This is a genomic window from Streptomyces sp. NPDC058637 (assembly GCF_042717325.1).
In the GTDB taxonomy this organism is placed as follows: Bacteria; Actinomycetota; Actinomycetes; order Streptomycetales; family Streptomycetaceae; genus Streptomyces.
Window position 1 is genome coordinate 50,081 of sequence record NZ_JBHXRD010000039.1, and the last position, 19,750, is coordinate 69,830.

Below are 19,750 nucleotides of genomic sequence, written 5' to 3' on the forward strand. Positions count from 1 at the left end.
GCGATGGCGGGACGATACGGCACGGACATGTGCACGGACATGTGACCGCAGGCGTCAAGGCCCCGCCGTGCCCCCGGCCGCGCCCGTGACGCCGGGCAGGGACACCCCGCGGCCCGCGAAGAACCGTTCGAACACGGGCAGCGGCAGATCGGCCGCGCGGGTGGCCGCCGTCGTCCCCGACGGGTTGTGGAAGTGCACCCCGGTCCCGTCGGCGGTGCGTGAGGTCAGCAGGACCAGATGTCCGCCCCGTCCCGGAGCCGGCAGCTCCGGATGCCGGATCCCGTAGTGCACGGACGCCATCACGCTCCTGCCCTCGTCCAGCAGGCCGGTGATGCCGGCGGGGGAGAGGTGCCGGTGGACGACCGCGTCGAGGCCGTGCGCCTCGGACACGTACGCGGCGAACGGGGCGTAGACCAGGCCCCGGATCACGCCCTCGGCATCCTCGGTGTACGCGCCGTGCTCCAGGGCCCCGTCGCGCAGCGCGAACAGGCTCGGGGCTCCGGCGCCGAGCGCCATGCGCAGGCAGGTCATACCGCACAGATGACCTGCCCAGCGCCCGTACTCCTCGGGCGAGGCCGCGCCCGAGTCCGCCCAGCCCGGGTCCTCCGCCGGATCGAGCCCGCCCTCCACGATCGCGCCCACCAGGCCCGGCGACGCGAACTGCGTGTGGACGGGGACCGGGCAGGCCGCGCAGATCACTGGCGGTATCCGCTCAGGAAGCGCCCGATACGGCTGATCGCCGCGTCGAGGTCGTCGGCGTGCGGAAGGGTCAGGATGCGGAAGTGGTCCGGGCGCGGCCAGTTGAAGCCCGTGCCCTGCACCACCTGGATCTTCTCCCGCAGCAGGAGGTCCAGGACGAACCGCTCGTCGTCGACGATGTCGTGCACCTTCGGGTCGATGCGCGGGAACGCGTACAGCGCGCCCTTCGGCTTCACGCAGGAGACCCCGGGGATCTCGTTCAGCCGTTCCCAGGCCCGGTTGCGCTGCTCGTGGAGCCGGCCCCCGGGAGCGACGAGCTCGCGGATCGACTGCCGTCCGCCGAGCGCCGCCTGGATCGCGTACTGGGCGGGGGCGTTGGGGCACAGCCGCATGGAGGCGAGCATGGTCAGCCCCTCCAGGTAGTTACGGGCGTGCTGCTTCGGGCCCGACACGACCAGCCAGCCGGAACGGAATCCCGCGACGCGGTACGTCTTGGACAGCCCGCTGAAGGTGAGGCAGAGCAGATCCGGGGCCAGGACCGCCACGGAGTGGTGCTCCACGTCGTCGTACAGGATCTGGTCGTAGATCTCGTCGGCGAACACCATCAGGCCGTGCCTGCGCGCCAGATCGAGCATGCCTTCGAGGATCTCGCGGGGGTAGACGGCGCCCGTCGGGTTGTTCGGGTTGATGATCACCATGGCCCTGGTGCGGTCGGTGATCTTCGAGGCCATGTCGGCCAGGTCCGGGTTCCAGTCCGCGGCCTCGTCGCACGTGTAGTGCACGGCCTTGCCGCCCGCGAGGGTGGTGACGGCCGTCCACAGCGGATAGTCGGGGCTCGGGATGAGGATCTCGTCGCCGTCCTCCAGGAGTGCCTGGACGGACATGGAGATCAGCTCGGAGACGCCGTTGCCGAGGAAGACGTCGTCGACGTCGACATCGGCCAGCCCGATCGCCTGATAGCGCTGCGCCACGGCCCGGCGCGCGGAGAGGATGCCGCGCGAGTCGGTGTAACCGTGAGCCTGAGGGAGCATCCGGATCATGTCCTGGACGATCTCCTCGGGAGCCTCGAACCCGAACAGCGCCGGATTGCCCGTGTTGAGGCGGAGCACACTGTGGCCCGCCTCCTCGAGGGCGTTGGCCTGTTCGATGACCGGGCCCCGGATCTCGTAACAGACCTCGTTGAGCTTGCTGGACTGCCGGAACTCCATGTGGTGCCTCCCCGTCCCTGAATTGCGATACTTGGTTTTACCAAGCTTGAGCTTGGAAAGTCCAACAACATGTCTAGACTGCGTCACATGCCACGTCAGCAGCAGCCAGCAGCACGCCCTGTCCGCCGCCGGAGTTACGACCAGTTCTGCGCCACAGCCCGGGCCCTCGACTCCGTCGGGGACCGGTGGACGCTGCTGATCGTGCGTGAACTGCTGGCCGGTCCGCGCCGGTACACGGATCTGCACGCCGACCTGCCCGGCGTCAGCACGGACGTACTGGCCTCCCGGCTCAAGGACATGGAGCAGGGCGGCCTGGCCGTGCGCCGCCGGCTGCCACCGCCCGCCGCCGCCGCGGTGTACGAACTGACCGGGCACGGCCGCGGACTGCTCCCGGTCCTCGCCGCGCTCGCCCGCTGGGGTGCCCCCGCGCTCACCGAACGCCGCCCCACGGACGCCGTACGGGCCCACTGGTTCGCCCTGCCGCTGCTGCGCGCCCTGGACGGCCTCACGCACCAGGGTGTCGTCGAAGTCAGGGTCGACGAGGGGGAGTTCCACATCCGCACGGGCGGCGGCGCGGTGGGCGAGGACGCGTACGGATACGGTCCCGCCACGGACCCGGACGCCTGCCTCGTGCTCGACGCCGAGCTCTGTCTGGCCCTCGGGCGCGGCGAGCTGACCCTGGCCGAGGCGGTCCGGGACGGCCGGGCCGAAGTCCTGGGCGAGGGCCCGCTCGCCGTCGAAATCCGCGACGGCGGCTGACCGCGCCGCCGGTGCCCGCGCGTCGGCCCGCACGTAGCGTGGGCACGTTCGATGGGCCCGGATACCGAGGGAGTCGGTCATGAGGTTCGATGGCGCGATCGGTGCGAAGAAGCGGGTGACACTGCGCGAGGTCATGCTCGTGGCTATCTGTGTGGCGATGCTCGGCCTCGTGCCGGCGGCGGCGGTCGCGACACCGGGCAGCGGGGTGAGCGCCACCGTCGTCGCCGAGGGCACGTCCGAGGGCAGGCTCAAGGTGAAGGCACCCAAGGGCCGCACGGAGGTGACCTTCCGGAAGATCACCGTGGAACCGGGCGGCTCCACCGGCTGGCACACCCACCGCGGACAGCTGATCGTCGTCGTCAAGGCCGGGACGCTGACCCGGACCCTCGACGACTGCTCGGTCGAGGTGACACCCGCGGGGACGTCGTTCATCGAGCCGTCCGGCGTCGACCACCGGCACATCGGGCGCAACCACGGCACGGAACCCGTCGTGCTGTGGGTGACCTATCTGCTTCCCGAGGGCAGCGAACTGTCCGACGACGCCGACGCGGTGGACTGCCCGGTCGCGTAGGAACGTTCCGCCGGGGGCCCGGAACGGTGCCGCGAAGGGCACGGTTCCGGGACCGGCTTCACAGCGTCCGGCTCGGGCGACCGGTCCGGATCGGAAGACCGCGTCCGGCCTGGAACACCGCGTCCGCCACCGCCGCGCCGGCGAAGGAGAGCCCCACCCCCGCCCCGACGCTGAGCAGCAGATAGCCCCCGGCCTGCCCCAGCCTGCGGGCCGAGCTCAGGGTCAGCAGTTCGTAGGAGAAGGTCGACCAGGTCGACAGCGCGCCGCAGAAGCCGGTGGCCAGCAGGAGCTGGAGCCGTGGTCCGAGGTCGCCGTCCGTGGCCCCTTGCGCGACGAATCCCAGCACCAGCGCGGCGCTCGCGTTGGCCGCGAACGTGCCCCACGGGAAGGCGCTGTGGAGGCGGAACTTGGCGTCCACCCCGAGCAGATAGCGCAGCGGCGCCCCGACGAGGGCGCCCGCGATCACGAGCAGCCAGTCGGTCATCACGCACCGCCCTGGGAACGGTCGCCATGTCCGAGGGCGGCGTGCGCGGCGACGGCACCCGCCGTCACCGCGGCCAGGGCGGCCACGACCGTCAGCAGCATGCACCCCACCGCGGGGAGCGGCCACCGCCCCTCCGTCATCACCAACGACATCTACACACAGGAGGACGCCCAGCACATCCGGCGCACCCTGGAGGGGATCCTCGAACCGGAACGCGTCGTCGGCGTCGAGACGGGAGCCTGCCCGCACACCGCCGTACGCGACGACCCCACGATGAACCTCGCGGCCGGCGCCGAGATGCTGGAGCGCTTTCCCGACACGGACACGCTCTTCTACGAGTCCGGCGGCGACAACCTCACGCTCACCTTCAGCCCCGCCCTCGTCGACATCTTCCTCTTCGTCCTGGACACCGCCGAGGGCGAGAAGATGCCCCGCAAACGGGGGCCGGGAATCACCGACTCGGACCTGCTCGTCATCAACAAGATCGACATCGCCAAGTACGTACGTACCGACATCGGCATCATGGAGTCCGACGCCCACCGGGTCCGCGAGAACCGCCCCGTCGTGCTCACGGACTGCCTGACAGGGGTCGGCGTCGACGACGTCCTCGGCTACATCGAGTCACGCCGCAAGGTGCTGATCTGACGTGCCGCCCACCCCGCTCCGCACCAGGCCCGACCGTCTCGTCCCCGGCTACTACAGCGCCGTCCGCCTCCCCCCGGAGGTGGCGGCCCTGGCCTCCGTACCGGACACGCTCGCCCCCGGCTCCCCGGCCAAGGTGGGCATCCTCGACCTGGCGTTCGCCGTACGGGGTGGGCGCACCGAACTCGTCGAGCGCTACCAGAAGTCGCCCCTGCAGATCATGCGGCCGCTGTGGACCGACCCGGCCATGCCCGGCATGGCGTACGTCTGCCTGATGGCGACCGGCGGCGGTGTCGCCCAGGCGGACCGCTACCGGATGGACTTCCGCTGCGGCCCGGGCAGTGAGGTCCACCTCACCACCCAGGCCGCCACCAAGGTCTTCCGGATGGAGCACGACTACGCGAGCCAGCGGGTGCACATCACGGCGGACGAGGACTCCTACGTCGAGTACCTGCCGGACCCCGTGATCCCGTTCAAGGACGCGCGGTTCTACCAGCGCAACGAGGTCACGGTCGCCCCGGGCGCCACCGTCCTCCTCGGGGACACCGTCACGGCCGGGCGGCTCGCGCGCGGGGAACGCCACGACTACCGGGTCCTCGCGGCGGATCTGCGCATCGCCCGGCCCGACGGCACCCTCCTCGCCCTCGACACCCTGCGCCTGGAGACGGGCGTGGCGACGGCCGGCACCGGAGTCGTGGGCCCCGGGGTGTTCGCCGGCCACGACCACGTCTCCTCGCTCTTCGTCGTGAGCGACCGCGCCCCGGCCTCCGAGATCGCCGACACCCTGCACACGGCACTGGCCGGATACGGCGTCCTGTACGGGGTGAGCGTGCTGCCGCGGGACTGCGGCGCCTGGCTGCGGCTCCTGGACGACAGCCCCGTGCGGGTAGCCGCCGCGCACACCGCCGCCTGGCACGCCGTGCACCGACTCCTCACCGGCCGCCCGGCGCCCGCCACCCGCAAGCCGTAGCGCGCTCCCTACCCCGGCCCGGCACCCCCCGCCCCCACGACACCCCGACGAGGTACCGCAGATGAACACCGCTCCCGCGCCGATGCCACCCGCGTACGACTCCGGGGACACCGCCTGGCTGCTCGCCGCCACCGCGATGGTGCTGCTGATGACGCCGGGACTGGCGTTCTTCTACGGCGGCATGGTGCGCACCAGACACGTCCTGATGATGATCAAGATGAGCTTCGCCGCGCTCGCCTTCGGCACGCTCGCCTGGTGGGTGATCGGCTACACGCTGGCGTTCGGCCCCGATGTCGGAGGCGCGGGACTCATCGGCAACCTCGACCACGTGTTCATGAACGACATCGGCCTGACCACGCTGACCGGCCGCATCCCGACCTACGTCTACAGCACGTTCCAGATGGGCTTCGCGATCATCACCGTCGCGCTGATCAGCGGATCGATCGCCGACCGCGCCACGATGAAGGGCTGGCTCGTCTTCGTCGTCCTGTGGCTGCTGATCGTCTACGTCCCGCTCGCGCACTGGGTGTTCGACCAGGACGGCTGGATCGTCAGGCACCTCGGCGCGCTCGACTTCGCCGGCGGTCTGCCCGTGGAGCTCAACTCCGGAGTCGCCGGCCTGGCCGTGGCACTCGTCCTGCGGGCACCGCGGGACTTCGCCCGCCGGGAGGAACGGCCCAACAACATCCCCCTCGTCGTGATCGGCGTCGGACTCCTCTGGTTCGGCTGGTTCGGCTTCAACTCCGGTTCCGCACTGAGCGACCAGGGCACCGCGGCCGCCGCGTTCATCAACACCCAACTGGGGGCCGCGGGCGCCATGGTCACCTGGCCGCTCGTCGAGAAGTGGCGCACCGGCAAGGTGACCACCATGGGCGTCGTCTCGTCCGCCGTCGCGGGCATGGTCGCCATCACCCCCGCCTGCGGTGAGATCGACACCCTGGGCTCCGTCGTCACCGGGCTCGTCGTCGGCGCGGTCTGCGCCTTCGCGATCACGCTCAAGTACCGCTTCAACGTGGACGACACCCTCGACGTGGTCGGTGTGCACGGAGTCGGAGGGTTCGTCGGACTGATCATGGTCGGCCTGTTCGCCACCGCGCGGATCAGCGGCCAGAAAGGGCTCTTCGAGGGCGGCGGCTGGGCCCTGCTCGGCAAGCAGCTCGTCGCGATCGTGTCCGTCATCGCGTTCTCCTTCATCCTGACCTGGCTCATCGCCAAGGCCGTCGACCTGACCGTCGGATTCCGCGCGAAGGAGCCGTACGGCCACGTCCCCGGCGAGGAGGAGGAGCGGGCCTACGACTTCTGGACCGCCGAACAACTCGAGGAACTGGTGTCCGGCAGCACCCCGGCCGGCGCGTCGGTGAGGAACGACGAGGAGCTCATCCGGAAGATCACCGACCTGCTGAAGGCCAGGGGCACCCGGCCCTGACCGGCCACGGGACCCCGGGGCGCGCGGTCGGCCGGGGCCGCGGGGTCATGATGGACGGGTGCGATTCGAACCGATCACCTGGGAACGGCTGGCCGAAGCCCTCGCCGAGCACGCCGATGGTAAGGAGCCGGCCGACGGCGGGCCCTGGCTCAGGATCGGCATCGACGGCGCCCCGGCCGCCCGCCCCGGCGAACAGGCCGAGCGCGTCGCCGGGGCGCTGCGGGCCCGCGGGCGCCCGGTCCTCACCGTGTCGACCGGAGGATTCCTGCGCCCGGCGAGCCTGCGCTACGAATACGGGAAGCAGGACCCCGACGCGTACGCCGACAGCTGGTTCGACACCGGCGCGCTGTGGCGGGAGGTGTTCCGCCCGCTGGAACCCGGCGGCAGCGGCCGGGTGCTGCCCGACCTCTGGGACCCCGTGACGGACCGGGCCACCCGCAGCCCCTACCGGGTCCTGCCCGAGGGCGGAGTGCTGATCCTGCACGGCCCGCTGCTCCTCGGACACTGGTTCCCGTTCGACCTCGGCGTCCATCTGAGCCTGTCGGCGGGAGCGCTGCGGCGGCGCACCGAGGACGGCGAACGCTGGACCCTGCCCGCCTTCGCGCGGTACGAGGACGAGGCGGCACCCGCCGAACGCGCGGACGTGGTCGTCCGGACCGACGACCCGAACCACCCCGCCTGGACGGGGCTCGGCGGGTAGGCCGCGCGGTCCGGACCCGCGCGTCACACCGGCCGCACCCCGGTCCGGGACCCGCGCGTCACACGGGCCGGCCGCCGACCGTCGCGACCGCCTCGGCCCCCGCCCGGCAGCCGGCCGCGGTCGCCGTCGCGTCGTCCGCCCCCGCCAGGAGGGCCGCGAGGAAGCCGCCGGTGAAGGCGTCCCCCGCACCCGTCGAGTCGACCGGGTCCCGGACGTCCGGGGCGGGGACGCGAACGGCCACCGTGCCCCCGGCCGCCAGCAGGGCGCCCCGGTCCCCGAGGGTGACCACCACCCGGCCGGCGTGCCGACTGAGCTTCGCCGCCGCGTCGGCCGGTTCCGGCAGCCCGGTCAGCTCGCGGGCCTCGTCCGCGTTCGGCAGCAGCAGGTCCACCCCCTCGACCAGGTCCAGGAACACCCCGGCGCCCAGCCCGGCGAGGAAACCCGCCGACGCCGGGTCCACGCTCACCGGGACGCCCCGGCGCCCCGCCTCCCGCATCGCGAGGAGCGCCGTCGCCCGGCTCGTCGCCGCGAAGAGGAGATAACCGGAGACGTGGAGCCGGGTGACGCCGTCCAGCAGCGACGGCGACCAGTCGTCGGGGGAGAGGCGCAGGACCGCTCCGCCGTCGGTGAGGAAGGTCCGCTCCGCCGAGGAGTCGACCAGGGCGACGACCGTGCCGGTCGGCGTCTCCTCGTCCACGGCCAGCAGCGGACGCACACCGGCCCGTTCCAGCGCGCCCCGGTGCCAGTCGGCCGAATCGGCCCCGGCCCGGGCGAGCAGCCGTACGTCCCGGCAACCCGAACGCGTCGCCCAGCAGGCGACGTTCGCACCGGCACCGCCCGGCAGCGTGCTGATCCGCGCAGGCGTGTCCGTACCGTGGACCAGCGCCGAACCGTGCCGTACGACCACATCGGTCACCACGTCCCCCACGACGAGCAGGGCGCCCCCGGTCACCGTGCCGCCGCCGCGATCTGCGCGGCGAGCCGCACATTCCCCCGTACCGCGGCCAGATTGGCCTCCAGGGACGCGCCGTCGGTCTCCCGCATCAGGAACTCCAGCAGGAACGGTGTGACGGCCTGTCCCACGATGCCGCGCTCCCGGCAGGCGTCCAGCGCCCGGGTGAGCACCCGGTCGTGCACCACGGGGTCCAACTGCTCCTCCTCCGGTACGGGGTTGGCGACGATCAGCGCCGCGGCGGGACCGCCGAGCTCCTCCCGGGCCCGCATCACGTTCGCCACCTCCTGCGGCGTACGGACCGTCCAGTCGACCGGTTCGCCCGAACTGCTCAGGTAGAAGCCCGGGAAGTGGTCCGTGCCGTAGCCGAGGACACCGACGCCGAGCGTCTCCAGGCGCTGGAGGGTGGCCGGCACGTCCAGGATCGACTTCACGCCCGCGCAGACCACCGTGATACCGGTCCGGGCGAGCAGCCGGAGATCCGCCGACTCGTCCTGGGTCCCGGTCCACTCCCGGTGTACGCCGCCGAGCCCGCCGGTCGCGAAGACGCCCAGTCCCGCCCGCGCCGCCAGGAACGCGGTCGCGGACACGGTCGTCGCGCCGCTCGCACCCGTGGCCAGCGCGGGCGCCAGGTCACGGTGGCCCAGCTTCCGCATCGCCGGGTCCGCCGCCACCCGTTCCAACTGGCCCGCCGCCAGGCCCACATGGGCCCGGCCGTCCAGCACGGCGACCGTGGCGGGTACGGCACCCGCCTCGCGTACGATTTCCTCCAGCTCCTCCGCGACCCGGAGATTGCGGGGGCGGGGCAGACCGTGCGCGATGATCGTCGACTCCAGGGCGACGACGGGGCGCCCTCCGGCGAGTGCCTCCCGCACCTCGGCGGAGAGCACGGGGGTGTGGCGGCCGGTTTCCTGCGACGTGGATGCCGATGGGTTCCGATGCATGCCCCATCCCTGTCGCAGGCGCGGTGCCCGCAAACCCGGACGGCGGAGCCGGGCGGGCCCTCAGGCCTTCTCGGCCACCGGGGACGGCCGGTTCGGCGCCCGCCGCAGGGCGAGCGCGGCCATCGGCAGCAGCAGGCAGGCGGCGGTCATGTTCAGCCAGCCGTAGCTCAGCCGGGAGACGATCACTCCGGCGACCGCGCCGCCGATGCCCGCCGCCGCGTTCATCGTGAGGTCCGATAGGCCCTGCACCGCCGCCCGGGCGGCCTGCGGCACCGAGTCGGTGAGCAGCGCCGAACCGGCGACCAGACCCGCCGACCAGCCCAGACCCAGGACGAACAGGCCCGCGGCGGTCCGGCCGTGGCCCGCGCCCGAGGTACCGGCCAGCAGGGCGGCGCAGCACAGCAGCCCGACGGACAGCCCGATGACGGACAGCCTCCCCACCCGGTCGGAGAGCCAGCCCATCACCGGGGAGAACGCGTACATGCCCGCGATGTGGCCGCTGATGACCAGCCCGATCAGCTGGATGTCCGCACCGTGGTGCCCGAGGTGGACCGGGGTCATCACCATGATCGAGACCATGGCGGTGTGGGACACGGCGACGGTCACCAGCGCCAGCCGGGCCATCGGGGAGGCCCGCACCGCCGCGACGCCCGCCCGCAGGGAGCGCTTCGTGGCCGCCCCGGTGTCCTGCGGCGCCAGGGCGCGGGCGGTGAGCAGCGGATCGGGGCGCAGCAGGACGGCGACCACGATGCCGGTGAGCAGGAAGATGACGGCGGCCCAGGCGAACGGGCCGGCCGTCTCGGGCACGGAGGTGCCCCGGAAGATCCGGCCGGCCGGAGCCGAGATGTTCGGGCCGAGCACCGAACCGATCGTGGTGGCCCAGATGACCGTGGAGATCGCCCGGCCGCGACGGTCCGGCTCGGCGAGATCGGCCGCGGCGAACCTGGCCTGGAGATTGGCCGACGAACCGGCGCCGAACCCCGCCATGCCGAGGAGCAGCAGCGGGAAGCTGTCCACCACCGCGGCGGTCACCACCAGGGCCGCGCCCAGGGCCCCGATCAGATAGGCGAGGACGAGTCCGGGGCGCCGGCCACGCGAGGTCATCAGGGCGGCCAGCGGCAGGGACAGCAGTGCCGTACCCGCCACGGAAGAGGTGGGAGCGAGCCCGGACAGTGCCTCGGAGCCGCTCACCTCCGCCGCCAGCACAGGGGCCAGGGCGATACCGATGGCCACGCCGAGGCCGCCGAGTATCTGGCTGCCGATGAGGACCGCGGATGTCCTGCGCCGCAGGGCAGGCAGGTCCGCGGCCGTGATCCGGGGGGTGATCGGGGCGCTCGTCACCGCCGCAGTGTGCCAGCTCGCGCACCGGTGCGACATCGGGTATCCGGCCCTGCGCGGGCGCCGGTACCTAGAACAGCGGTTGCGGGAGGATCCCCTCGAGGGCGAGCAGCTGCCGCTTGGTCTCCAGCCCGCCGCCGAACCCGCCGAGCCCGCCGCCGCTCTCCACCACCCGGTGGCAGGGCACCACCACCGGCAGGGGGTTGGAGCCCATGGCTGCGCCCACGGCCTGCGCGGCTCCCGGCTGCCCCACCCGGTCCGCGAGGTCCCCGTAGCCGACGACCGTGCCGTAGGGCACGCCGGACGCCAGCTCGCGGAGCACCTGGCGGTTGAATCCGGAGGAGAGCGACCAGTCCAGGTCCAGCGAGAACGTCCGCAGGTCGCCGGCGAAATACGCGGCGAACTGGCGCTCGGGCTCGGCGAGCCGGGCGGAGCCGGGCGCCCGGACGGGCTCCGTGCCCAGCCGAGCCCGCAGCCGCGCGAGCACCGAGTCCCGGACCCCGGGGCGCGCGTGGAAGACCACGCTCACCAGGCCCGCGTCCGTCGCCGCGAGCAGCAGCGGCCCGATGTCGCTGGACACGACTGACCACTGCACGCCCTGCTCCTTGGTGTCCATGCGACCACCCTACGGGCGGCCACCGACAGCCCCGCCGTTTCCGGCCGTACGCGGAACCCTCAGCGGGTGGCGTCCCGGACCACGTCGGGGCTGTCCGTGATGATGCCGTCGACGCCGAAGCCCGCCACCTCGGCCGCCTTCGCCGCGTCGTTGACCGTCCAGGTGTTCACCCGCAGCGGCTTGCCGTGGGCGCCCTTCAGCTTCTGCACCGCGGCGACGTAGTCGGCGTCGATCGACGCGTACGACGGATTGATCTGGTCGGTGAACGCCGCGTACGACGGCAGATCGGCCGGCGCGGGGGTGCCCAGGAAGCCCGTCACGACGTCGGGGCGCTGCGCGTGGACAGATTTCACACTCTCCGCACCGAAGCTCTGGACGACCAGCCGGTGCTTCACGTGTTCGCGGTCGAGCCACCCCTGCGCGCGCAGGACGCGCAGGGTCTCCCGCTCGATCCCCGGGTAGGTCTGCGGGGACTTGATCTCCAGGAGCAGCTTCTGGTGGTTGCGCTCCACCCGGTGCAGATACCGGGCGAGCGTCGGCACCCGGGCGCCCGTGAACCGCTCCCCGAACCAGCTGCCCGCGTCCAGCCTCGCGATCTCCGCCGCGGTGAAGTCCTTGACCGCCCAGGGCGCGCGGTCGGGGTAGACCTGCTCGGCGTCGGTGGTCCGCCTCAGGTCGGTGTCGTGCACCACGACCAGCACGCCGTCCCTGGTGAGCTGCACGTCGTTCTCCACCCAGGTGATGCCGAGGTCGTCGGCCGCGTCCACGGCCGCCAGGGTGTTCTCCGGGGCGTAGGCCGACGCCCCGCGGTGGGCGAAGACGACCGGGCCGGGCCGGTGGCCCTCGGCCTGCGCCTGTGCGGCGGGCAGCAGGACGCAGCCGCCGAGCAGGGCGGCGGCCGCGATGGAGGCGGTTGCTGTGCGTACGGACACGTGTACTCCTCGCGTCGGGGTGGGGCAGGGACAGACTCCCAGCCCGTACCCAACGGACGGCAGGCCGATGTTGACCATCATGTGAACGCGTTGTCGGGGACCGGAGCGTCGGCCGCCACGCAGGCGGATAAAATGCCGTTCTTATGTTTGCTTGCCGGGCCTTGCCCCTTAGGGTCACCCCCGAACCCGGGCCTCCGCGAAGGGCGTACCAGCATGCAGGGCACAGTTGACGGATTCAGTTACGGCCTCGTGACCCCGGTCGCGGCATTCCTCATGGCATGCCTCGGCGCGGCTCTCGGCCTTCGCTGCACCACGCGCTCCCTGCGCACGCGGGGCGCCACCAGAGCGGGCTGGCTCGCCCTCGGGGCGACCTCCATAGGCTCGGGCATCTGGACGATGCACTTCATCGCCATGGTGGGCTTCAGCGTCGAGCGGACGACGATGAGCTACGACAGGCCGCTCACGTTCGCCAGTCTCGCCGTGGCCGTCGTCATGGTCGGGATCGGGATCTTCCTCGTCGGCTACCGGGGCGCGACCCGCATGGCGCTGGTCACCGGCGGCACGATCACCGGCCTCGGCGTCGCCTCCATGCACTACCTCGGCATGGCCGGAATGCGCTTCGAGGGCGAGTTCACCTACGACACGTTCACGGTCTCGCTGTCCGTCCTGATCGCCGTGGTGGCCGCGACCGTCGCGCTGTGGGCCGCCGTCTCCATCCAGGGCTTCCTGCCCAGCCTCGGCGCGAGCGTGGTCATGGGCGTCGCGGTGAGCGGGATGCACTACACCGGAATGGCCGCGCTCCAGGTGCACCTGCATCCCGCCGCCGTACCGGGCGCGGCGGCCGACTCACCCACCGCACTGCTGATCCCGATGATGATCGGCCCGGGCTGCTTCCTGCTCCTCGCCGCGGTGATCGTGCTGTTCGACCCCCTCGCGGTCACGGGGGAGCCCCGCGGTGCCACCGGCGGGCCCGGCCACGCCCCCCGCGGCCCCGGACGGGTCACCGCCATCCCTTCCCAGCGCCGCCGCACGTCCGACGGCGCCCCCGCCGGCAGGGGGTACCGGCGGCCGCGGAACAGCTGATCCGCCCCCGTTGTCAGTGGTGGGTCGTACGGTGGTTGCATGCGGCCAGTTTCGAAGATCGAACGCTCGATGGCGCCTTTCGAGGTCATCAGTCCCTACCAGCCCAGCGGTGACCAGCCCGCGGCCATCGCCGAGCTGGAGCGGCGCGTCCGCGCCGGGGAGAAGGACGTCGTGCTCCTCGGCGCGACCGGCACCGGCAAGTCGGCGACGACGGCCTGGATGATCGAGAAGCTGCAGCGCCCCACCCTGGTGATGGCACCGAACAAGACGCTGGCCGCCCAGCTGGCCAACGAGTTCCGCGAGCTCCTCCCGAACAACGCCGTCGAGTACTTCGTCTCGTACTACGACTACTACCAGCCCGAGGCGTACGTCCCGCAGTCGGACACCTACATCGAGAAGGACTCCTCGATCAACGAGGAGGTCGAGCGGCTGCGCCACTCCGCCACGAATTCGCTGCTCACCCGGCGCGACGTCGTCGTGGTGGCCTCCGTCTCCTGCATCTACGGCCTCGGCACGCCCCAGGAGTACGTGGACCGGATGGTCCAGCTCAAGGTCGGCGACGAGATCGACCGCGACCAGCTCCTGCGCCGTTTCGTCGAGATCCAGTACACCCGCAACGACCTGGCGTTCACCCGGGGCACCTTCCGGGTGCGCGGCGACACCATCGAGATCTTCCCGGTCTACGAGGAGCTCGCCGTCCGCATCGAGATGTTCGGCGACGAGATCGAGGCCCTCTCCACCCTCCACCCGCTCACCGGCGAGGTCATCAGCGAGGACGAGTCGCTGCACGTCTTCCCCGCCAGCCACTACGTGGCGGGTCCCGAGCGCATGGAGAAGGCGGTCGCCGGCATCGAGAAGGAGCTGGAGCAGCGCCTCGCCGAGCTGGAGAAGCAGGGCAAGATGCTGGAGGCCCAGAGGCTGCGCATGCGCACGACGTACGACATCGAGATGCTCCGCCAGATCGGCACCTGCTCCGGTGTCGAGAACTACTCGATGCACTTCGACGGCCGTGACCCCGGCACCGCCCCCAACACCCTCCTCGACTACTTCCCCGAGGACTTCCTCCTCGTGCTGGACGAGTCGCACGTCACCGTGCCGCAGATCGGCGCGATGTACGAGGGCGACGCCTCCCGAAAGCGGACCCTCGTCGACCACGGCTTCCGGCTGCCGTCCGCCCTGGACAACCGGCCGCTGAAGTGGGAGGAGTTCCTGGGCAGGATCGACCAGACCGTCTACCTCTCCGCCACCCCGGGGAAGTACGAGCTCTCCCGGGGCGACGGCTTCGTGGAGCAGATCATCCGCCCCACCGGACTCGTCGACCCGGAGGTCGTCGTCAAGCCCACCGAGGGCCAGATCGACGACCTGGTGCACGAGATCCGCAAGCGGACCGAGAAGGACGAGCGGGTCCTGGTCACCACCCTGACCAAGAAGATGTCCGAGGACCTCACGGACTACTTCCTGGAGCTCGGCATCCAGGTCCGCTACCTGCACAGCGACGTCGACACCCTGCGCCGCATCGAGCTGCTGCGCGAGCTGCGCTCCGGTGAGTACGACGTGCTGGTCGGCATCAACCTGCTGCGTGAGGGCCTCGACCTGCCCGAGGTGTCGCTCGTGGCCATCCTCGACGCGGACAAGCAGGGCTTCCTGCGGTCGGGCACCTCGCTGATCCAGACCATCGGACGCGCCGCCCGTAACGTCTCCGGCCAGGTCCATATGTACGCGGACAAGATCACCCCCGCGATGGCGCAGGCCATCGACGAGACCAATCGCCGCCGTGAGAAGCAGATCGCGTACAACACCGAGCGGGGCGTCGACCCTCAGCCGCTCCGCAAGAAGATCAACGACATCGTCGCGTCCATCGCCCGCGAGGAGGTCGACACCGAGCAGCTGCTCGGCACCGGCTACCGGCAGGGCAAGGACACCAAGGCACCCGTCCCCTCCCTGGGCGGCAGGGCGGCCACGGGGGGCAAGGCGAAGAAGGACGGCGCGGTCGTCACCGACCGGCCCGCCACGGAGCTCGCCGGGATCATCGAGGAGATGACGGACCGCATGCGCGCCGCCGCCGCCGACCTGCAGTTCGAGGTCGCCGCCCGACTGCGCGACGAGGTGGGGGAACTGAAGAAGGAACTGCGACAGATGAGGGAGGCGGGCCTGGCCTGACCCCTGCGCACGAGGTGTGTTGCAAGAACGACACAAAAACGGCCCATCCCTCCTGTCGCCCGCACCGGACTGCGTAGGGTTCGGGGAAACCGCACACGGACGGTTGCGGGGCAGCAGCGGAGAGGGGACAGCGCGTGACGGTCAACATGACCAAGGGTCAGGCCATCAGCCTGCAGAAGAGCGACGGGGGGGCCCTGACCGCGGTACGGATGGGGCTCGGCTGGCAGGCGGCTCCGCGCCGCGGACTGTTCGGCTCGCGCACGCGGGAGATCGACCTGGACGCCTCGGCGGTGCTCTTCGCCGACAAGCAGCCGGTGGACGTCGTCTTCTTCCGCCACCTCGTCAGCGACGACGGCTCGGTCAAGCACACCGGTGACAACCTGGTCGGCGGTGCCGGCTCGGGCGGCGACGACGAGGCGGTCCTGGTCGACCTGCAGCGCGTTCCGGTCCACATCGACCAGATCGTCTTCACGGTGAACTCCTTCACCGGCCAGACGTTCCAGGAGGTGCAGAACGCCTTCTGCCGCATCGTCGACGAGACCAACGGCCAGGAGCTCGCCCGCTACACGCTCGACGGCGGCGGGCAGTACACGGCGCAGATCATGGCGAAGGTGCACCGCGCGGGCGGTGGCTGGCAGATGACCGCCCTCGGCAACCCGGCCAACGGCCGGACCTTCCAGGACCTGATGCCGTCGATCCTGCCGCACCTCTAGGGCCTTCCGTCCGGCTCGGGCCGGACCCCGTGAGCCCGGCACGGTCCGGACGGGAACCACCGGGCACGCGGGACACGGCCGGTCCCCACCGGACCCGGTCCACATCTGTACGCGCAGCTCCCGGAGGCATCCGCCGCCGGGAGCTGCGCCCATGGCAGGGCACCACAAGGAACGTCGAGGGGACAGGGCGATGACGGCCGAGCTGGTCCGGGGGCAGAACCACACGTTGCCCCAGACCCGTCTGGAGATCAGGGTGTCGGCGGGATCCCCCGTCGTGGCCGGGGCAACTCTCGGGGACGAGCGGGGCACGGTCCACGGCGCCGAGTGGATCGTCCACCCCGGATCGCCGCAGCTCCCCGGACTGGAGGTCTCCCGGCAGGCCGCGGCCGACCACCGGCTCGCGGTGGACCTCGACGCCCTGCCTGACGCGGTGCACCGCGTCACCGTGCTCCTGGCCCTCCCCCTGGGGACCGGCCGGCCCGTCACGTTCGGCTCGGTCGCCGCGCCGTTCGTCGCCGTCACCGGACTCGACGGCACCGAGATCGCCACCTTCACCCTCACGGGCCTGGACGCGGAGTCCGCCGTCACGGCCCTGGAGCTCTACCGCCGCCAGGGCGTCTGGAAGGTCCGCGCCGTCGGCCAGGGCTACGCCGCCGGACTGGCCGGGATGCTCGCCGACCAGGGCGTGGCCCGCGCCGCGGAGCTCGCCGCCTCGATACAGGAGGCCGTCGTTTCCGGGCTCGCCCGCTCCGTGGCACCCCCGCCGCCCCGCACCCCGGACGGTGAGCGCGTCCGCCACCCCTCCCGTCCCGCACCGTCGGCGGGCGGCGGGCGGCCGCCCGGGCCGCCCGTGACCGGCGACCGGCACCCCGCCCCGGGCTCCGACCCGCTCGGGGAGCCCTCCCCGGCACCGGCCGCGGACCCCACGCCGGGCGGCCCCGTCAACTACGCGCACCCGCGCCGACAGACCTCCGCCCCGCCCCCGCCCCCGCCCCCTCCGACGGCCCCGCCCGCCGCCCCCGGACAGCCCGCGCGGCCCGTCGCCGGTGACGCCACCGGCTGGTCCATGGACGAGCGCCTGTACAACCAGATCTGGGGCATGTTCGAGGACCTGGCCCGCGCCGTCGCCGCCTACCGCAGCGCCGTCGACTTCGCCGAGTCCCGGATGGACCAGGAGCTCGACCGGGCTCTCTCCGACCCGCGCAGCCGGATCGGCGGCGCGGGCGACCGGGCCCGGGAGGCGGCCAGGGCCAAGCGCGACGAACTCACCACCCGGGCCCGTGAGGCCCTGGACCGCGACCTGGTCCAGCTCGCCGCCGAGTGCGCCGTGGTGGAGCCCGCGCTCCCCGCCGCGTACGCGGGCTGGGACAACCCCGTCTGGCACGGCTACCGCGTGCCGATGGAGATCCCCATGGCGCTGCGCATCGGCGACCTGCACCTGCCGGAGCGCGCCGACCTGCGTATCCCGCTCCTGGTACGGCTGCCGCTGGAGCGCGGGATCTGGATCGACAGCGGCCGTACGGCCTCCGAGGCCTCCGCCTCGACGGACGGCGACGAGCTGCGCCGACTGGGCGTGGAGACCGCGGTCGCCCTGGCCGCCCGGCTGCTCGCCGTCTACCCGGCGGACGAGTTCTCGGTGCACGTCATCGATCCCGCGGGTTCCGCCGCCGCCGCGCTCGCCCCGCTGACCGGCTCCGGGGTGCTCACCGGGCCGCCAGCCGCCGGAGCCCGGGGAGTGGCCTCCGTGCTCGCCCACCTCACCCGGCGCGTCGACCTGGTGCAGATGGCGATCAGGGCCGGTGCCGCCGACTCGCTCCCGCCGGACCTGGACACCGGCGAGCAGCTGCTGATCGTCAACGACTTCCCGCACGGCTTCGACGACCGGGCCGTCACCCAGTTGCGCTATCTCGCCGACGAGGGTCCCGCCGTGGGCGTACACCTGCTGATGGTCGCCGACCGTGAGGACGCCCGCGCCTACGGACCGGTGCTCGACCCGCTGTGGCGGTCGCTGCTGCGGATCACCCCCGTGGCGGACGACCACCTCGCCGACCCGTGGGTGGGTCACGCCTGGACGTACGAGCCGCTGAGGGCGCCGCAGGGGAGCCGTGTGGTGGAGCAGGTCCTCGCGCTGGTGGCCGCGGCGCGCCGCGTCGGCTACCGCTGAGGAGGGGCCGGACCGGTCACCGCTGACGGCCACCGGCTACCGGCTACCGGCTGAGGAGAGCAAGGCAAAGGCCCATGACCTGGCGTTTTGGTCATCCTTTGCCTGCGGCTTTACCTAATCTTGGTGTTTCCTGTACTGTTCTTCGAGCGGAGGGGAGTACTCCCGATCGCGGCGTTCCCGTCAGTACGGACTGTGACCGGTCCCGGGGCGTCGGCCCGGCGCGCAGCCCGCGCGTCCTGGGTGGAAGAGACCTCCGGCAGCGACGACGCTGATCTATAGCCGTAGCGAACTGCCGGAGGCGCAGTGGACGTTTCATGGACCCTTTGGACGCTGACCATTCTTGGTCTCGTCGCCCTCATCGCCGTCGACTTCTTCATCGGGCGCAAGCCCCATGACGTGTCGACCAAGGAAGCCGGAATCTGGACGATCGTCTGGATCGCGCTGGCCGTGCTCTTCGGACTCGGTCTGCTGGTCGCCGGCGAAAGCCAGGCCTCAGGCGAATTCTTCGCCGGCTTCATCACCGAGAAGTCACTCAGCGTGGACAATCTCTTCGTCTTCGTCCTGATCATGGCGAAGTTCTCGGTGCCCTCCCACCTCCAGCAGCGGGTGCTGCTCTTCGGTGTGCTGATCGCCCTGGTGCTGCGAGCGATCTTCATCGCCGCCGGTGCCGCGGTCATCGCCAACTTCTCGTGGGTCTTCTACATCTTCGGCGCGTTCCTCATCTACACCGCCTGGAAGCTGATCCAGGAGGCGCGGGCCGGCGAGGAGGAGGACGACTTCGAGGAGAACCGCCTCCTGAAGTCGATCGAGCACCGCTTCGGTGTCGCCGACAGGTACCACGGGACGAAGCTCTTCATCCGGAACAACGGCAAGCGCGTCCTGACCCCGCTCATGGTGGTCATGCTCGCCATCGGCACCACCGATGTGCTGTTCGCACTGGACTCCATCCCCGCGATCTTCGGCCTGACCCAGGACCCGTACATCGTCTTCACCGCCAACGCGTTCGCCCTGATGGGCCTGCGGCAGCTGTACTTCCTCATCGGCGGTCTGCTGAAGAAGCTGGTCCACCTCAGCTACGGGCTCTCGGTGATCCTCGGATTCATCGGCGTGAAGCTGGTGCTGCACGCACTGCACGAGTCCGGGGTGCACGTCCCCGAGATCTCCATCCCGTTCTCCCTCACCGTCATCTGCGGCGTCCTGGTGATCACCACGATCACCAGCCTGATCGCCAACAAGAAGCAGGAGGCGGCCGAGAAGGCCGTGTCGGAGAAGACGGCCGACGACGAGAGCGAGAACATCGGCGTCGAGAAGTAGCCGACGGCAGCCCGAGGGCGACAGCCTGAAGGCGGTCGGACGGACGGCGGCGGCCGGGACCCGAAAGGGCTCCCG

18 protein-coding genes and 1 pseudogene are annotated in these 19,750 nt (G+C 71.7%); 11 read left to right on the forward strand and 8 right to left on the reverse strand.

Translation table 11 applies throughout. The features are described from left to right. Window positions 1-54 precede the first annotated feature (54 nt). Window positions 55-699, reverse strand: coding sequence for a peptidase (locus tag ACFWVP_RS30115; RefSeq protein WP_384501133.1), 645 nt, complete (start codon window positions 697-699; stop codon window positions 55-57). Further along, complete coding sequence (locus ACFWVP_RS30120) at window positions 696-1,907, reverse strand: pyridoxal phosphate-dependent aminotransferase (protein ID WP_384501134.1); 1,212 nt, start codon at window positions 1,905-1,907, stop codon at window positions 696-698. The genes ACFWVP_RS30115 and ACFWVP_RS30120 overlap by 4 nt, the downstream gene beginning before the upstream one ends. A gap of 87 nt (window positions 1,908-1,994) precedes the next feature. Between ACFWVP_RS30120 and ACFWVP_RS30125 the strand changes: the two genes are divergently transcribed. Both ACFWVP_RS30125 and ACFWVP_RS30130 read left to right on the forward strand, forming a co-directional pair. Continuing rightward, window positions 1,995-2,666: a winged helix-turn-helix transcriptional regulator gene (locus tag ACFWVP_RS30125; RefSeq protein WP_384501135.1), complete on the forward strand. Its 672-nt coding sequence runs from the start codon at window positions 1,995-1,997 to the stop codon at window positions 2,664-2,666. A gap of 79 nt (window positions 2,667-2,745) precedes the next feature. Next, window positions 2,746-3,237 (forward strand): cupin domain-containing protein, encoded by a 492-nt coding sequence (locus ACFWVP_RS30130; RefSeq protein ID WP_384501136.1) that lies wholly within the window; start codon window positions 2,746-2,748, stop codon window positions 3,235-3,237. A 58-nt stretch (window positions 3,238-3,295) separates the two neighbouring features. Here the strand turns inward: ACFWVP_RS30130 and ACFWVP_RS30135 are convergent, their stop codons facing one another. Then, window positions 3,296-3,721 (reverse strand): fluoride efflux transporter FluC, encoded by a 426-nt coding sequence (locus ACFWVP_RS30135; protein ID WP_384501137.1) that lies wholly within the window; start codon window positions 3,719-3,721, stop codon window positions 3,296-3,298. 120 nt (window positions 3,722-3,841) lie between these two features. Between ACFWVP_RS30135 and ureG the strand changes: the two are divergent. From ureG to ACFWVP_RS30155, 4 genes and pseudogenes are all read left to right on the forward strand, one after another. After that, window positions 3,842-4,366, forward strand: a pseudogene (gene ureG / locus ACFWVP_RS30140) (urease accessory protein UreG); the annotation flags it as partial. A 1-nt stretch (window position 4,367) separates the two neighbouring features. After that, window positions 4,368-5,333 carry an urease accessory protein UreD gene (locus ACFWVP_RS30145; RefSeq protein ID WP_384501138.1) on the forward strand — a complete coding sequence of 322 codons (966 nt, stop codon included), beginning with the start codon at window positions 4,368-4,370 and terminating at the stop codon, window positions 5,331-5,333. 61 nt (window positions 5,334-5,394) lie between these two features. Then, a complete protein-coding gene (locus ACFWVP_RS30150; RefSeq protein WP_384501139.1) occupies window positions 5,395-6,759 on the forward strand; it encodes an ammonium transporter in 1,365 nt (454 codons plus the stop codon). 58 nt (window positions 6,760-6,817) lie between these two features. Next, window positions 6,818-7,459: a uridine kinase gene (locus tag ACFWVP_RS30155; protein ID WP_384501140.1), complete on the forward strand. Its 642-nt coding sequence runs from the start codon at window positions 6,818-6,820 to the stop codon at window positions 7,457-7,459. A gap of 58 nt (window positions 7,460-7,517) precedes the next feature. On the opposite strand, the gene ACFWVP_RS30160 is transcribed toward ACFWVP_RS30155, so the two are convergent. Genes ACFWVP_RS30160 through ACFWVP_RS30180 form a run of 5 tightly spaced genes read right to left on the reverse strand, consistent with a single transcriptional unit; the run spans window position 7,518 to window position 12,241 of the window. Continuing rightward, window positions 7,518-8,411 carry a carbohydrate kinase family protein gene (locus ACFWVP_RS30160; protein WP_384501141.1) on the reverse strand — a complete coding sequence of 298 codons (894 nt, stop codon included), beginning with the start codon at window positions 8,409-8,411 and terminating at the stop codon, window positions 7,518-7,520. Beyond that, entirely contained in the window at window positions 8,408-9,355 is a 948-nt protein-coding gene (locus ACFWVP_RS30165) for a pseudouridine-5'-phosphate glycosidase (protein ID WP_384501142.1), read from the reverse strand. Before ACFWVP_RS30165 ends, ACFWVP_RS30160 begins: the two co-directional genes overlap by 4 nt. A 60-nt stretch (window positions 9,356-9,415) precedes the next feature. Beyond that, window positions 9,416-10,732 carry an MFS transporter gene (locus ACFWVP_RS30170; protein WP_384501143.1) on the reverse strand — a complete coding sequence of 439 codons (1,317 nt, stop codon included), beginning with the start codon at window positions 10,730-10,732 and terminating at the stop codon, window positions 9,416-9,418. A gap of 31 nt (window positions 10,733-10,763) precedes the next feature. Beyond that, the gene (locus ACFWVP_RS30175; protein WP_384501144.1) at window positions 10,764-11,309 is read right to left on the reverse strand and encodes a methylated-DNA--[protein]-cysteine S-methyltransferase; all 546 of its coding nucleotides are present in this window, start codon (window positions 11,307-11,309) and stop codon (window positions 10,764-10,766) included. 59 nt (window positions 11,310-11,368) lie between these two features. Next, the gene (locus ACFWVP_RS30180) at window positions 11,369-12,241 is read right to left on the reverse strand and encodes a glycerophosphodiester phosphodiesterase (RefSeq protein ID WP_384501145.1); all 873 of its coding nucleotides are present in this window, start codon (window positions 12,239-12,241) and stop codon (window positions 11,369-11,371) included. A 213-nt stretch (window positions 12,242-12,454) separates the two neighbouring features. Between ACFWVP_RS30180 and ACFWVP_RS30185 the strand changes: the two genes are divergently transcribed. From ACFWVP_RS30185 to ACFWVP_RS30205, 5 genes are all read left to right on the forward strand, one after another. Beyond that, window positions 12,455-13,324, forward strand: a complete 870-nt coding sequence (locus ACFWVP_RS30185; protein ID WP_384501146.1) for an MHYT domain-containing protein — start codon at window positions 12,455-12,457, stop codon at window positions 13,322-13,324. A 39-nt stretch (window positions 13,325-13,363) separates the two neighbouring features. Next, window positions 13,364-15,484, forward strand: coding sequence for an excinuclease ABC subunit UvrB (gene uvrB, locus ACFWVP_RS30190; protein ID WP_384501147.1), 2,121 nt, complete (start codon window positions 13,364-13,366; stop codon window positions 15,482-15,484). 134 nt (window positions 15,485-15,618) lie between these two features. Further along, window positions 15,619-16,197 (forward strand): TerD family protein, encoded by a 579-nt coding sequence (locus ACFWVP_RS30195; RefSeq protein ID WP_384501148.1) that lies wholly within the window; start codon window positions 15,619-15,621, stop codon window positions 16,195-16,197. Window positions 16,198-16,387: 190 nt separating this feature from the next. Beyond that, entirely contained in the window at window positions 16,388-18,361 is a 1,974-nt protein-coding gene (locus ACFWVP_RS30200; protein WP_384501155.1) for a TerD family protein, read from the forward strand. Window positions 18,362-18,664: 303 nt separating this feature from the next. Next, a complete protein-coding gene (locus ACFWVP_RS30205; protein ID WP_384501149.1) occupies window positions 18,665-19,675 on the forward strand; it encodes a TerC family protein in 1,011 nt (336 codons plus the stop codon). The last annotated feature ends 75 nt before the right edge of the window (window positions 19,676-19,750 follow it).

Excerpts from the sequence above, each read along its gene's own strand:
- ACFWVP_RS30125 (WP_384501135.1), top strand. The coding sequence starts at position 1,995 with ATGCCACGTCAGCAGCAGCCAGCAGCACGCCCTGTCCGCCGCCGGAGT.
- ACFWVP_RS30170 (WP_384501143.1), bottom strand. The coding sequence starts at position 10,732 with ATGTCGCACCGGTGCGCGAGCTGGCACACTGCGGCGGTGACGAGCGCC.
- ACFWVP_RS30175 (WP_384501144.1), bottom strand. The coding sequence starts at position 11,309 with ATGGACACCAAGGAGCAGGGCGTGCAGTGGTCAGTCGTGTCCAGCGAC.
- ACFWVP_RS30150 (WP_384501139.1), top strand. The coding sequence starts at position 5,395 with ATGAACACCGCTCCCGCGCCGATGCCACCCGCGTACGACTCCGGGGAC.
- ACFWVP_RS30165 (WP_384501142.1), bottom strand. The coding sequence starts at position 9,355 with ATGCATCGGAACCCATCGGCATCCACGTCGCAGGAAACCGGCCGCCAC.
- uvrB (WP_384501147.1), top strand. The coding sequence starts at position 13,364 with ATGCGGCCAGTTTCGAAGATCGAACGCTCGATGGCGCCTTTCGAGGTC.
- ACFWVP_RS30200 (WP_384501155.1), top strand. The coding sequence starts at position 16,388 with ATGACGGCCGAGCTGGTCCGGGGGCAGAACCACACGTTGCCCCAGACC.
- ACFWVP_RS30130 (WP_384501136.1), top strand. The coding sequence starts at position 2,746 with ATGAGGTTCGATGGCGCGATCGGTGCGAAGAAGCGGGTGACACTGCGC.
- ACFWVP_RS30185 (WP_384501146.1), top strand. The coding sequence starts at position 12,455 with ATGCAGGGCACAGTTGACGGATTCAGTTACGGCCTCGTGACCCCGGTC.
- ACFWVP_RS30120 (WP_384501134.1), bottom strand. The coding sequence starts at position 1,907 with ATGGAGTTCCGGCAGTCCAGCAAGCTCAACGAGGTCTGTTACGAGATC.
- ACFWVP_RS30135 (WP_384501137.1), bottom strand. The coding sequence starts at position 3,721 with ATGACCGACTGGCTGCTCGTGATCGCGGGCGCCCTCGTCGGGGCGCCG.